Annotated in this window: 12 protein-coding genes; 11 read left to right on the forward strand and 1 reads right to left on the reverse strand. The window is 71.3% G+C overall.

From position 1 onward, the window contains the following. Positions 1 to 47: 47 nt before the first annotated feature. On the reverse strand, positions 48 to 767 hold the full coding sequence (locus ACBR40_RS21285) for a class I SAM-dependent methyltransferase (RefSeq protein ID WP_344210930.1): 720 nt from the start codon (positions 765 to 767) through the stop codon (positions 48 to 50). A gap of 62 nt (positions 768 to 829) precedes the next feature. Here ACBR40_RS21285 and ACBR40_RS21290 point away from each other — a divergent pair, with 62 nt between their 5' ends. The 11 genes from ACBR40_RS21290 to ACBR40_RS21340 all read left to right on the forward strand — a co-directional run bounded on the left by ACBR40_RS21290 (position 830) and on the right by ACBR40_RS21340 (position 12,444). Continuing rightward, entirely contained in the window at positions 830 to 1,192 is a 363-nt protein-coding gene (locus ACBR40_RS21290; protein ID WP_344210928.1) for a signal peptidase I, read from the forward strand. A gap of 132 nt (positions 1,193 to 1,324) precedes the next feature. Beyond that, positions 1,325 to 4,813: a transcription-repair coupling factor gene (mfd, locus tag ACBR40_RS21295; protein WP_344210926.1), complete on the forward strand. Its 3,489-nt coding sequence runs from the start codon at positions 1,325 to 1,327 to the stop codon at positions 4,811 to 4,813. Positions 4,814 to 4,843: 30 nt separating this feature from the next. Beyond that, entirely contained in the window at positions 4,844 to 5,446 is a 603-nt protein-coding gene (locus ACBR40_RS21300; RefSeq protein ID WP_344210924.1) for a SurA N-terminal domain-containing protein, read from the forward strand. A 3-nt stretch (positions 5,447 to 5,449) separates the two neighbouring features. After that, entirely contained in the window at positions 5,450 to 6,391 is a 942-nt protein-coding gene (locus ACBR40_RS21305; protein WP_371249869.1) for a MazG family protein, read from the forward strand. A 160-nt stretch (positions 6,392 to 6,551) separates the two neighbouring features. Beyond that, the gene (gene eno, locus ACBR40_RS21310; RefSeq protein WP_344210920.1) at positions 6,552 to 7,829 is read left to right on the forward strand and encodes a phosphopyruvate hydratase; all 1,278 of its coding nucleotides are present in this window, start codon (positions 6,552 to 6,554) and stop codon (positions 7,827 to 7,829) included. Positions 7,830 to 7,889: 60 nt separating this feature from the next. After that, positions 7,890 to 8,378, forward strand: a complete 489-nt coding sequence (locus tag ACBR40_RS21315) for a septum formation initiator family protein (RefSeq protein ID WP_344210918.1) — start codon at positions 7,890 to 7,892, stop codon at positions 8,376 to 8,378. Next, positions 8,368 to 8,856, forward strand: coding sequence for a DUF501 domain-containing protein (locus tag ACBR40_RS21320; protein WP_344210916.1), 489 nt, complete (start codon positions 8,368 to 8,370; stop codon positions 8,854 to 8,856). The genes ACBR40_RS21315 and ACBR40_RS21320 overlap by 11 nt, the downstream gene beginning before the upstream one ends. After that, the gene (locus ACBR40_RS21325) at positions 8,847 to 9,794 is read left to right on the forward strand and encodes a Ppx/GppA phosphatase family protein (protein WP_344210914.1); all 948 of its coding nucleotides are present in this window, start codon (positions 8,847 to 8,849) and stop codon (positions 9,792 to 9,794) included. Before ACBR40_RS21320 ends, ACBR40_RS21325 begins: the two co-directional genes overlap by 10 nt. Before the next feature lie 178 nt (positions 9,795 to 9,972). After that, complete coding sequence (locus ACBR40_RS21330; RefSeq protein WP_344210912.1) at positions 9,973 to 11,139, forward strand: hypothetical protein; 1,167 nt, start codon at positions 9,973 to 9,975, stop codon at positions 11,137 to 11,139. A gap of 100 nt (positions 11,140 to 11,239) precedes the next feature. Next, positions 11,240 to 11,566 carry a PadR family transcriptional regulator gene (locus tag ACBR40_RS21335; RefSeq protein ID WP_344210910.1) on the forward strand — a complete coding sequence of 109 codons (327 nt, stop codon included), beginning with the start codon at positions 11,240 to 11,242 and terminating at the stop codon, positions 11,564 to 11,566. Beyond that, a complete protein-coding gene (locus ACBR40_RS21340) occupies positions 11,563 to 12,444 on the forward strand; it encodes a hypothetical protein (protein ID WP_371249870.1) in 882 nt (293 codons plus the stop codon). The genes ACBR40_RS21335 and ACBR40_RS21340 overlap by 4 nt, the downstream gene beginning before the upstream one ends. Positions 12,445 to 12,452 lie beyond the last annotated feature (8 nt).

Here is a 12,452-nt window from a genome sequence, read left to right on the forward strand (position 1 = left end):
GACTGACTTGGTAGGAAAGGAGTGTACCGACTCATTCAAGCAGGCCGCTAGAGCACCCTGGCGAAGTGATGCTGAGGCTTCCTGATGACCATGGTGATCTCGTCGTGCCCGGCGGGGTAGCGGCCGCTGGTCAGCCGAGAGACCGCGGCGATCGCGGCCCGGCCCAGCCGGCCCGACCTGGCGGGGCCGCTCGCCCGCCGCTCCTCGTCGATGATCATGAGCCCGCGGCTGAGGCAGAACGTGTGCATGCCGTCGGCGGAGGTCAGCGGTTCGTACACGGCGGGCAGCGGCCCCGGCGTGCCCGGCCGCGTCACCGCCCGCCACAGCGCCCGGCGCAGCCACCCCGGCGTGAGGCGGTCCAGCAGCCCGTATGCCGACCCGCGGTCACGCATGCGCAGCAGCACCAGCCCGCCCGGCCGCAGCGCCTGCAGCAGCCGGTCGAGCACCAGCTCGGCGTGCCTGACCCGCTCCAGCAGGAACGAGAGCTGGATCAGATCGTAGGACCTGGGCGGCAGCGGCACGCCGCGCAGGTCGCCGAGCGACCAGGCCACCAGGTCGGCCCGCTCGTCCAGCACCCTGCGGATCGCCGGATGGTCCTCGTCGACCCCCGTGCACCTGGTCTCGACCCGCTCGGGCGCCAGCGGCTCGTCGTGGACGCACCCTGCGACCAGCACGTCGAGCCGTCTGCCGAGCTGGCCGGTCCAGTGCTCGCGGACCCGCTGATCGAAGAGATCGCCCCGCTGGACGACCGATCGCACCTCAGACATGTGACCTACAGTAGTCATCCGATCGGTATTGGTAACGCATATCGCTGCTAGCGTCCTGGCCCATGAGCGACCAAATCTACGTCGGCAACGCGGTCGCGGACGGCGCGGCCGACGGCGGCTGGCTGCTCGGCCACTTCAAACCGCCCGGCGACCCGCGGCACAGCGACGAGGTCGAGATCAAGTGGGGCGTCCACCGGCCGGGCGAGGTCCGGGCGCGGTGGGTGCGCGGCGAGACGCGCACCGCGCTGCTCGTGCTCGTCAGCGGGCGCTTCCGGGTGGAGCTGCCCGGCCGCAGCGTGCTGCTGGCCGAGCCGGGCGACTACGTGGTGTGGGGGAGGGGCGTCGACCACTCCTGGCGGGCCGAGGAGCTGTCCACCGTGCTCACCGTGCGCTGGCCCTCGGTGGCCGGTTACCGCGTCGGCTGAGGTCCGGCCGGAGCGGGGAGGTCCGGCGGCGAGTGGAGAGGTCTGGCGGCGAGTAGTCTGGGAAGCACACCCCCGGGACCTGGCATGGCCGGGGGTGATCGTGATGCCGTCGTGGGGCTGTGGGCGTATCTGATGAGTCTTTCCGGACTGCTTGACCTTGTTCGCGCCGACCCGAGGCTGACCGCCGCCCTTGAGGAGGGCGGCGACGTCGCGCTGATCGCGCCGTCCGCGCTCAGGCCGTTCGGGGTGGCCGCGCTGGCCGCGCACGACCAGCGCACGGTGCTCGCGGTCACGGCGACCGGCCGCGAGGCCGAGGACCTCGCCGCGGCGCTGACCAGCCTCGTCGAGCCCGCCTCCGTGGCGGTCTTCCCCGCCTGGGAGACCCTGCCGCACGAGCGCCTGTCGCCACGCAGCGACACCGTGGGGCAGCGGCTGGCCGTGCTGCGCAGGCTCGCCCACCCGGTCAAGGGCGACACCGCCGCCGGGCCGCTCAGCGTGATCGTCACCCCGGTCCGCGCGCTGCTGCAGCCCATCGTCAAGGGTCTCGGCGACCTGGAGCCGATCCGGCTGCGCGCCGGCGACGATGCCGACCTCGACGAGGTCGTGGCCCAGCTCGTCGGCAACGGCTACCACCGGGTCGACATGGTGGAGCGGCGCGGCGAGGTGGCCGTACGCGGCGGCCTGCTCGACGTCTTCCCGCCCACCGAGGAGCACCCGCTGCGGCTGGAGTTCTGGGGCGACACCGTCGAGGAGATCCGCTGGTTCAAGGTGGCCGACCAGCGCTCGCTGGAGGCGGCCGAGGACGGCCTGTTCGCGCCGCCCTGCCGTGAGCTGCTGCTGACCGACGACGTACGCCGCCGCGCCCGCGAGCTGGCCGAGGAGCACCCCGCGCTGGCCGAGGTGCTCGACCAGCTCGCCGAGGGCACCCCGGTGGAGGGCATGGAGGCGTTCGCGCCGGCCCTGGCGGGGGAGATGGACCTGCTGCTCGACCACCTGCCGGTGCGTTCCGCGGTGTTCGTCTGCGACCCCGAGCGGATCAGGGGGCGGGCCGAGGAGCTCGTACGCACCTCGCAGGAGTTCCTGGAGGCGTCCTGGATCAACGCGGCGGCCGGCGGTGAGGCGCCCATCGACCTCGACGCGGCCGCGTTCCGCACGCTGGAGGAGATCCGTCAGCACGCCGACGTGCTCGGGCAGCCGTGGTGGACGATGGCGCCGTTCGGCAACGGCGTCGAGCTCGACGCCCACGACAGCGAGGCCTACCGCGGCGACACCGCCAAGGCGCTGGCCGACATCAAGGGCTGGCTGGCGGAGGAGAAGGCGGTCGTGCTGCTCAGCGAGGGCCACGGCCCGGCCGAGCGCATGGTCGAGCTGCTCAAGGGCGTGGACGTGCCCGCCCGGCTGCGCCCCTACCTCGACAAGGCGCCCGAGCCCAAGGTCGTGCACGTCAGCACCGGCCTGATCGAGCACGGCTTCGTCACGCCGTCGCTGGCCGTGCTCACCCATCTCGACCTCGTGGGCCAGAAGGCGTCCACCAAGGACATGCGCAGGCTGCCCTCGCGCCGCCGCAACATGGTCGACCCGCTGCAGCTCAAGCTGGGCGACCACGTCGTGCACGAGCAGCACGGCGTCGGCCGCTACGTCGAGATGGTGCAGCGCACGGTGCAGGGCGCGACCCGCGAATACCTCGTCATCGAGTACGCCAAGGGCGACCGCCTCTACGTCCCCACCGACCAGCTCGACGAGGTCACCCGCTACGTCGGCGGCGAGGCGCCCACGCTCAACCGCATGGGCGGCGCCGACTGGGCCAAGGCCAAGTCGCGGGCGAAGAAGGCGGTCAAGGAGATCGCCGGCGAGCTGATCAGGCTCTACTCCGCCCGCATGGCCTCGCCCGGCCACGCCTTCGGCACCGACACGCCCTGGCAGCGCGAGATGGAGGACGCCTTCCCCTACGCCGAGACCGGCGACCAGCTCGCCGCCATCGACGAGGTCAAGCGCGACATGGAGCGCGGCGTCCCGATGGACCGGCTGATCTGCGGCGACGTCGGCTACGGCAAGACCGAGATCGCGGTGCGGGCGGCGTTCAAGGCGGTCCAGGACGGCAAGCAGGTCGCGGTGCTGGTGCCGACCACGCTGCTGGTGCAGCAGCACATGTCCACCTTCGCCGAGCGGTTCTCCAGCTTCCCCGTCACGGTCAAGCCGATCTCCCGCTTCCAGACCGACGGCGAGGTCAAGGCCACCCTCGACGGCCTGCGCACGGGCGCGGTCGACGTCGTGATCGGCACCCACCGGCTGCTCAGCCCCGAGGTGCGCTTCAAGGACCTGGGCCTGATCATCATCGACGAGGAGCAGCGCTTCGGCGTCGAGCACAAGGAGGCCATGAAGCACCTGCGCACGCAGGTGGACGTGCTCGCCATGTCGGCCACGCCGATCCCGCGCACGCTGGAGATGGGCCTCACCGGCATCCGCGAGATGTCGACCATCCTCACGCCGCCGGAGGAGCGGCACCCGATCCTCACGTTCGTGGGGCCGTACGAGGAGAAGCAGATCGCCGCGGCCGTGCGGCGCGAGCTGATGCGCGACGGCCAGGTGTTCTTCGTCCACAACCGGGTCGCCTCGATCAACCGGGTGGCGACCCGGCTGCGCGAGCTGGTGCCCGAGGCGCGCATCGCGGTCGCCCACGGCCAGATGAACGAGAACCAGCTCGAAAAGATCATGGTGGGCTTCTGGGAACGCGAGTACGACGTGCTCGTCTCCACCACGATCGTCGAGTCCGGGCTCGACGTGCCCAACGCCAACACCCTCATCGTCGACCGGGCGGACAACTACGGCCTGTCCCAGCTCCACCAGCTCCGCGGCCGGGTCGGGCGGGGCCGCGAGCGCGGCTACGCCTACTTCCTCTATCCGCCGGAGAAGCCGCTCACCGAGACCGCGCACGAGCGCCTGGCCACCATCTCGCAGCACACGGAGATGGGCGCCGGCATGTACGTCGCGATGAAGGACCTGGAGATCCGCGGCGCGGGCAACGTGCTCGGCGCCGAGCAGTCCGGTTTCATCGCCGGCGTCGGCTTCGACCTCTACGTCCGCCTGATGGCCGAGGCCGTGCAGGAGCAGAAGGCCAAGCTCGACGGCGGCGAGGCGCGCGAGGAGACGCCGGACGTCAAGGTCGAGCTGCCGATCAACGCCCACATCCCGCACGACTACGTCACCTCGGAGCGGCTGCGGCTGGAGGCGTACAAACGGATCGCCGGCATCGCCGAGGAGAGCCACATCGCCGAGGTGCGCGAGGAGCTGACCGACCGCTACGGCAAGCCACCGGTGGAGGTGGACAACCTCCTGGAGGTGGCCGCGTTCCGGATCAAGGCGCGCAGGGCGGGGCTCACCGACGTCACGCTGCAGGGCCAGAACATCAAGTTCGGCCCGGCGCGGCTGCGCGAGTCGCAGCAGGTCCGGCTCGACCGGCTCTACAAGAAGGCGGTCTACAAGCAGGCCGCGGAGACGCTGCTGGTGCCGATCCCGAAGACCAAGCCGCTCGGCGGGCAGCCTCTGCGCGACCTCGACCTGCTCAAATGGTGCGGGGACCTGGTCGAGGCGCTGTTCCTCGAGCCCGCACGGGTAAGCTAGCGGCGGTTTTTCGGTCGGAAAGGGACGCATGTGAAGTCGATACGAGTGGCGATGGCCGCCGCCGCGGCGGGCCTGGCCCTGACCGCCTGCTCTTCCCCCTCCCCTGTCGGGGCCGCGGCCGTGGTCGGCGACGACCGCATCACGGTGAGCGAGGTCAACGAGGACGCGCAGGCGTACAAGGCGGCGCTTCAGCGCAACAACCTCAGCGAGGCGGACCTCGGCGGGGTCCCGGTCAGCCATGTCGTGCTCCAGCGCCTGGTCAACGTGGCCGTCACCGAGCAGCTGCTGACCCGCTACAACGTGCAGGTCAGCGAGACCGAGGTCGACTCGGCGATCAAGGATCCCGGCCAGTTCCAGTCGGCCGAGATCAACCTGCTGTCGCAGGGCGTGGTGCCGTCCGACGCGCGCGACTACGGGCGGGCGATGGTCGGGCTGGCCAAGCTGCAGCAGCAGTTCGGCGGCGAGAGCGGGCAGCAGCGGCTGGCCCAGGAGTTCAACGCGGTCAAGACGGTGGTCAACCCGCGCTACGGCACGCTCAACCCGCAGCGCTCGCAGGCCAACCCCGGGCCGTTCGTGGACGCGGGCCGCTTCGGCAAGCAGGCGGACACCGCCGCGCAGACCCCGCAGGGTTAGTCCGTGCCGCTCGTCGTCGTCACCACCTCGCCCAGGGTCGCCCCGGGGCTGCTCAGCCACCAGGCGTGGGAGGCGCTGCGTTCCGGTCCCGTCCTGACGGGGAACGCGGCGCACCCGCAGCTCCCCTACCTCGCCGAGGCCGGCGTCGAGGTCGAGGTCGTCGAGCCCGACCCGCGGGCGCTGGCCGCGCGGGCGGTCGCCGAGACCGTGGTGTGGCTGGCCGGGTCGGGCTCGGAGAGCGGCGACGAGGAGTTCATGCGGGCGGTCGGGCACGCCGCCGTGGCGATGGCCGACCCGCCGCTCATCGAGGTCGTGCCCGGCTCGTACGACCTGCCGGGCGCGCGGGTGCTCGACCTCGTCGCGGTGATGGACCGGCTGCGCACCGAGTGCCCGTGGGACCGCGGGCAGACGCACGAGTCGCTGGTGCCCTACCTGCTCGAAGAGGCGTACGAAGTTCTGGAGACCATCGAGCAGGGCGACCACCGGGCGCTCCGCGAGGAGCTGGGCGACCTGCTGTTGCAGGTCGTCTTCCACGCCAGGGTCGCCGAGGACTTCGACATCGACGACGTGGCGGCCGGCATCGTCGACAAGCTCGTACGCCGCCACCCGCACGTGTTCGGCTCGGTGCGGGCCGAGAGTGCCGACCAGGTCAACGACAACTGGGAGGCCATCAAGGCGGCCGAGCGGGCGGCGAAGGGACGCGAGTCCGCGCTCGACGGCGTCCCGATGGGTCAGCCCGCGCTGTCGCTGGCCGCCCAGCTCATCCGCAGGGCCGAGCGGTCCGGCGCGCCCGAGTCGCTGGCGGCGGGGATCGGCCAGGGCGTGGCCCGCGAGCTGTTCGACCTGGTCCGCCGGGCCGGGGAGGCCGGGCTCGACGCCGAGGCGGAGCTGCGTGCCGCGGCCCGCGCCTACCGCGACCGCGTCCACGCGTGGGAACGCCGCTGACCCGCCGCGCGCCTGACCGGCTGACCCGCCGCGCGCCTGACCGGCTGATCCGCCGCGCCTGACCGGCTGACCCGCCGCGCGCCTGACCGGCGACCTGTCTCGGCGGGCCGGACCGATAGGCTCTGAAGGCATATCGTCTTCCGATTTAGGAGCGCATCCCGTGGCTACCATCGAGGTCGTATACGCTCGCGAGATCCTCGACTCCCGGGGCAACCCCACGGTCGAGGTCGAGGTGGTGCTCGACGACGGCAGCACCGGCCGCGCGGCCGTGCCGAGCGGGGCGTCCACCGGCCAGTTCGAGGCGGTCGAGCTGCGTGACGGCGGCAAGCGTTACGGCGGCAAGGGCGTGGAGAAGGCCGTTCTCGCCGTCACCGACGAGATCTTCGAGGAGATCGGCGGCATCGAGGCCGAGGACCAGCGCATCATCGACCAGATCATGATCGACCTGGACGGCACGCCCAACAAGTCCAAGCTGGGCGCCAACGCCATCCTCGGCGTGTCGCTGGCCGTGGCCAAGGCCGCCGCCGACAGCGCCGAGCTGCCGCTCTTCCGCTACCTGGGCGGCCCCAACGCACACGTGCTGCCGGTGCCGATGATGAACATCCTCAACGGCGGCGCGCACGCCGACACCAACGTGGACATCCAGGAGTTCATGATCGCGCCGATCGGCGCGGAGACCTTCCGCGAGGCCGTGCGGATGGGCACCGAGGTCTACCAGGCGCTGAAGAGCGTGCTCAAGGAGAAGGGCTACGCCACCGGCCTGGGCGACGAGGGCGGCTTCGCCCCCAACCTGCCCTCCAACCGCGACGCGCTCGACCTGATCCTCGTCGCCATCGAGCGGGCCGGCTACACGCCGGGCGAGGACGTCGCGCTCGCCCTCGACGTGGCCGCCACCGAGTTCCACAAGGACGGCGTCTACACGATCGACGGCAAGGGCCTGTCGGCGCAGGAGCTCATCGCCTTCTACGAGGACCTGGTCGCCAACTACCCGCTGGTGTCCATCGAGGACCCGCTCGACGAGGAGGACTGGGAGGGCTGGAAGGCCATCACCGCCTCGCTCGGCGACAAGGTGCAGCTCGTCGGCGACGACCTGTTCGTCACCAACCCCGAGCGGCTGGAGCGCGGCATCGTCGCGGGCGCGGCCAACGCCCTGCTGGTCAAGGTCAACCAGATCGGCACGCTGTCGGAGACGCTCGACGCCGTGGACCTCGCCCACCGCAGCGGCTACCGGTGCATGATGAGCCACCGCTCCGGCGAGACCGAGGACACGACGATCGCCGACCTCGCGGTGGCGGTCAACTGCGGTCAGATCAAGACCGGCGCGCCCGCCCGTTCCGACCGGGTCGCCAAGTACAACCAGCTGCTGCGCATCGAGGAGCTCCTCGACGACGCCGCCCGCTACGCGGGTCGTTCGGCGTTCCCGCGTTTCCGGCGCTAGTTTCGAGTGACGGCTCGCGGGTACTCCCGCGAGTCGTTCCGAAAGGGGGGTGTGGCAGCAGTGGCGAAGAGGCCGCAGCTCACCGGGCGGGCCGCCATCCTGGCCGTCGTGGTGTGCGCGATCGCGATGAGCCTCGCCTACCCTGTGCGCGAGTACATCAGCCTGCGCCGCAGCATCTCCGAGCTGCGCGCGGAGAAGGCCAGGGTCGAGGCGGAGAAGCAGGCGCTGCTGGCCAGGGACCAGCAGGCCAACGACCCCAACTGGATCAAGAAGACGGCCAAGGAGCGGCTGCACTACTGCGGGCCGGGTGAGAAGTGCTTCGTCGTGATGGAGCCCGGCGAGGACGAGCGGCGGACGACGGTCAAGCAGCCGGCGACGGCGCCGCCGTGGTACCAGACGCTGTGGGAGTCCGTGGAGGCCGCCGACGCGGGCACCGGCCGCCGGGCCGTCACGGACAGCCGGGCTCCGCAGCCGAGCATCAAGCCCAGCACGAAGGTGACCGCTGAGCCCACTCCTGGGCCGACGAAGAAGGAAAGCGTTGGACAGTAAAGACGTCGAGGTCGTCAGGCAGCAGCTCGGCCGGCCGCCCCGAGGGCTGCGCGGGGTGGCGCACCGCTGCCCGTGCGGCAATCCCGACGTGGTGGAGACCGCGCCGCGGCTGCCCGACGGCTCGCCGTTCCCGACCCTCTACTACCTGACCTGCCCGAAGGCGGCCTCGGCCATCGGCACGCTGGAGGGCTCCGGCCTGATGCGCGAGATGCAGGCGCGGCTCGCCACGGACCCGGAGCTGGCCGCCGCCTACCAGGCCGCGCACGACGCGTACGTGGCCAGGCGGGACGCGGCGGCCGAGGAGGAGGGCCTGGAGCCGCTCCCGCGCGACATGCAGAGCACCGGAGGCATGCCGAAGCGGGTCAAGTGCCTGCACGCGCTCGTCGCGCACGAGTTGGCGGCGCCCGGTGTCAACCCGATCGGCAGGGAGGCGCTGGACGCACTCCCCGAGTGGTGGAGTGACGGACCATGCGTGTAGCCGCCGTCGACTGCGGCACCAACTCCGTACGTCTGCTCATCGCGGACGTCGGCGACGACCAGATCGACGACGTCGAGCGGCGGATGGAGATCGTCCGCCTCGGGCAGGGCGTCGACCGGACCGGCCGGCTGGCGCCCGACGCCCTGGAGCGCACGTTCAAGGCCATGCGCGGCTACCAGGAGCTGATCGAGCGGCACGACGCGGGCGCGACCCGCGTCGTGGCGACGAGCGCGACCAGGGACGCCGGCAACCGCGAGGACTTCGTGGCCGGGGTGCGCGAGATCTTCGGCGTCGAGCCCGAGGTCGTGTCGGGGGCCGAGGAGGCCGAGCTGTCGTTCACCGGGGCGACGAGGGGCCTGGTGCGGCTGTCGCCCGAGACCGAGGTGCCCGAGGGCCCGCTGCCCCCTTACCTGGTGGTGGACATCGGCGGCGGGTCCACCGAGTTCGTGGTGGGCGAGCAGCACGCCGAGGCGGCGCTGTCGGTGGACATCGGCTGCGTGCGGCTGACCGAGCGGCACCTGAAGGACGCCGGCGACCCGCCGTCCGCGCGGGCGCTGGAGGCCGTGGTGGCCGACATCGAGGCGGCGCTGGACCGGGTGGAGGCGGAGGTGCCGGTACGCCGTGCCCACACGCTCGTGGGCCTGGCCGGCTCCGTGACGACGGTCGCGGGCATCGCGCTCGCCCTGCCCGCGTACGAGCCGGAGCGCATCCATCACGCGCGTCTGTCGGCCGAGCAGGTGCACGAGGTGACGCGGCGGCTGCTGGAGATGACGCATGGTGAGCGGGCCGCGCTTCCGGTGATGCATCCGGGCCGGGTCGACGTCATCGGGGCGGGCGCGCTCATTTTGGACCGCATCGTCCGCCGTTTTGCGTTTTCGCAGGTCATTGTCAGTGAACACGACATCCTGGACGGTATTGCCTGGTCGCTCGCCCGATAAATGTCGCCAAATACGGACATTACGGATCTTCGTCCGTGTTGAGTGTGCCATCATATTCGTGCTTAGGTGAAGGAGCATTACGGGGGCTTTGCCATATTGCCGTGCACGGAAAGTGTCGGCGTGGCGACCGTTCCCGAGCTGCGTCCTTTTCCCTCATACGGAATGGAGCACTCTCACCATGAAGTTCTCTGGGTTAACCGCTCGCAGGGCGGCTGCGTTCGGCGCCTCGGCCGCGGTGCTCGCCACCCTGACCGCCGGGCTCGTCGCCGGGCCCGCGCAGGCGGCCACGGCCGGCAAGACCGGTGTCAAGGTCTCGGCGACCACGCCCAAGGCCAAGCCGGGCAAGTTCGAGGGCGACTGTCCCGTCAAGGTCAACTTCTCGGCGAAGATCAAGGTTTCGCTCAAGGGCAAGACCGAGCTGGCCTACCGCTGGCTGCACGGTGACGGGTCCAAGGGCAAGGTCAACGTGATCAAGCTCAAGGGCAAGGGCACCAAGTCGGTGACCGTCCGGCAGTCGATCACCTTCAAGGAGGACGTGAAGGGCTGGGAGGCCGTCCAGGTCCTCTCCCCGAAGAAGTTCGTCACCAAGAAGGGCTACTTCTCCGTATCCTGCGCCGAGGCGGAGCAGGAGAGGGAGCCGAAGGTCGACATCCACCTCCCCGGCCACGCTTCGGTGTCGGCGAGCGCCTGGGCGAACCCCGACTCCTACGTCGGCGTCTGCAGCCCCGGCAACAAGATCGGCTTCACCGGCCTGATCAAGGCCGACCGGCCGACCTGGGTCAAGTACCGCTGGGTGCTCAACGGTGACGCCGTCGACTACGGCAAGGTGAAGGTCCGCCACGCCACCAAGGTCGGCTTCGGCTTCTCGCCGCGCGAGAGCCACCGTGGCTGGGCTCAGCTGCAGATCCTCGGCCCGGACCGCGCCTACTCCAACCGGGCCTCGTACTCGGTGTGGTGCAAGGACCCGGCCCCCGCTCCCGTGACCAAGGTCGCGGTGTCCGGTCTGGTGACCGCCACCAACCACGACGGTTGCAAGGTGGGCGCGCACGCCACCGTGAGCACCACCGGCTCGGCCAAGGTCTCCTGGACCTGGCGGGTGAACGGTGTCTCCGTGTCCTCGGGCGAGTCGTTCTTCCGCGGCTCCGACTCGAAGACCGTGACGCTGCCCGAGAGCGCGCTGGTCGGTGAGGCCACCAAGGGCGGCAGGGTCAGCCTGACGGTGAGCGGCCCGAACAACACCGAGTCGAGCTTCCAGTCGTACGCGGCCTGCAAGGTCGTGACGACGCAGGCGCCCGCCACGCAGGCGCCCGCGACGGACGCTCCGGCTCCGTCCTCCGCCGCCTGAGCGACGGGTTCGATCTGGTTCGAAGAACCGGGTGGCCGCCTTGTGCGCCACCCGGTTTCTCGTTTGCCACTACCGCGCATTGCACAGTAGTGTGCATGGCGTGGACAGCAGCCAGCTCCTCAAGGGCGTGCTCGACCTGGCCGTCCTGGCCGTGCTCGCCGAGCGCGACGGCTACGGCTACGACGTCGTGCGCAGGCTCAGGGAGGCGGGCCTCGTGGAGGTCGGCGACGCCTCCGTGTACGGCACCCTGCGCCGCCTGTTCAAGGCGGGCGCCCTGACCTCCTACGTGATGGCCTCCGACGAGGGGCCGCACCGCAAGTACTACGGGCTCAACGAGACCGGCAGAAGCATGTACGCCGCCCAGGCCAGGACCTGGGACTCGTTCGTGGCCACCATGGCATCCCTGCTGAAGGAGGGACGAGGATGACCCCCGCCCAGTACGCCCGGGCCGTACGCGAGGTCGTGGGCGACCACCCCGACCGCGAGGAACTGCTGGAGGACCTGGACGACCATCTGGCCGAGATCGCGGCAGAGTCGCCGGACCTGCCGCTGGAGGACCGGCTGGGCCCGCCGGCCGCCTACGCCGAGGAGCTCATGGCCGCCTACGGTGGCCGCGCGCAGGGCCGCCGCGCCCGCGGGTTCCGCCCGCGCGCCTGGGCGACCCGGGCGCACGCGGCCCTGCTGCGCCACGGGCCCTACCGGGGTTTCGCGGCCTTCCTGCCCGAGCTGCGGCCCGGCTGGTGGGTGCTGCGCGGCTACCTGCTGGCCATGCTGCTGGTCTCGCTCTACGGCCACGGCCGCGCCGTCCCCGAGAACCCGGCCGACTGGGCCGTGGTGGCGGCCCTGGTGGTGGCGTCGGTGTGGTTCGGCCGGCGGCGCGGTGGCCGCCCGGCCGCCCTGTTCGCCGCGGGGCTCAACGCGCTCGCCGCGCTCGCCCTGCTCGCCGGCCTGACCGCGGTCAAGCCGCTCGACGCCGATCCCGCGCCCGTCGCCCACGCCGCCACGCGCGTCAACATGCTCATGGTGGGTGGCTCGTCGAGCTCCATCGGCGTGGCGAACATCCGGCCGTACGCCAAGGACGGCACCCCGCTCACCGACGTCTACCTCTACGACCAGGACGGCAACCCCGTCATCACCGACCCGGGGAGCCGGGGCTACACCGTCGACCGCTCGTGCGGGGAGCCGGTGCTCAACCGCTACCCGCTGCCGCTCAAGAAGCAGAGCTTCGACCCGGAGCCCTCGCCCACGCCGACCGCCTGCCCCACACCGAGTCCGGCCACCACGAGTCCGGACCGCACGAAATGATCGGGCAC

This window comes from Nonomuraea sp. AD125B (assembly GCF_041402765.1).
In the GTDB taxonomy this organism is placed as follows: Bacteria; Actinomycetota; Actinomycetes; order Streptosporangiales; family Streptosporangiaceae; genus Nonomuraea; species Nonomuraea bangladeshensis.

Excerpts from the sequence above, each read along its gene's own strand:
- ACBR40_RS21340 (WP_371249870.1), top strand. The coding sequence starts at position 11,563 with ATGACCCCCGCCCAGTACGCCCGGGCCGTACGCGAGGTCGTGGGCGAC.
- ACBR40_RS21330 (WP_344210912.1), top strand. The coding sequence starts at position 9,973 with ATGAAGTTCTCTGGGTTAACCGCTCGCAGGGCGGCTGCGTTCGGCGCC.
- ACBR40_RS21325 (WP_344210914.1), top strand. The coding sequence starts at position 8,847 with ATGCGTGTAGCCGCCGTCGACTGCGGCACCAACTCCGTACGTCTGCTC.
- ACBR40_RS21290 (WP_344210928.1), top strand. The coding sequence starts at position 830 with ATGAGCGACCAAATCTACGTCGGCAACGCGGTCGCGGACGGCGCGGCC.
- ACBR40_RS21285 (WP_344210930.1), bottom strand. The coding sequence starts at position 767 with ATGTCTGAGGTGCGATCGGTCGTCCAGCGGGGCGATCTCTTCGATCAG.
- mfd (WP_344210926.1), top strand. The coding sequence starts at position 1,325 with ATGAGTCTTTCCGGACTGCTTGACCTTGTTCGCGCCGACCCGAGGCTG.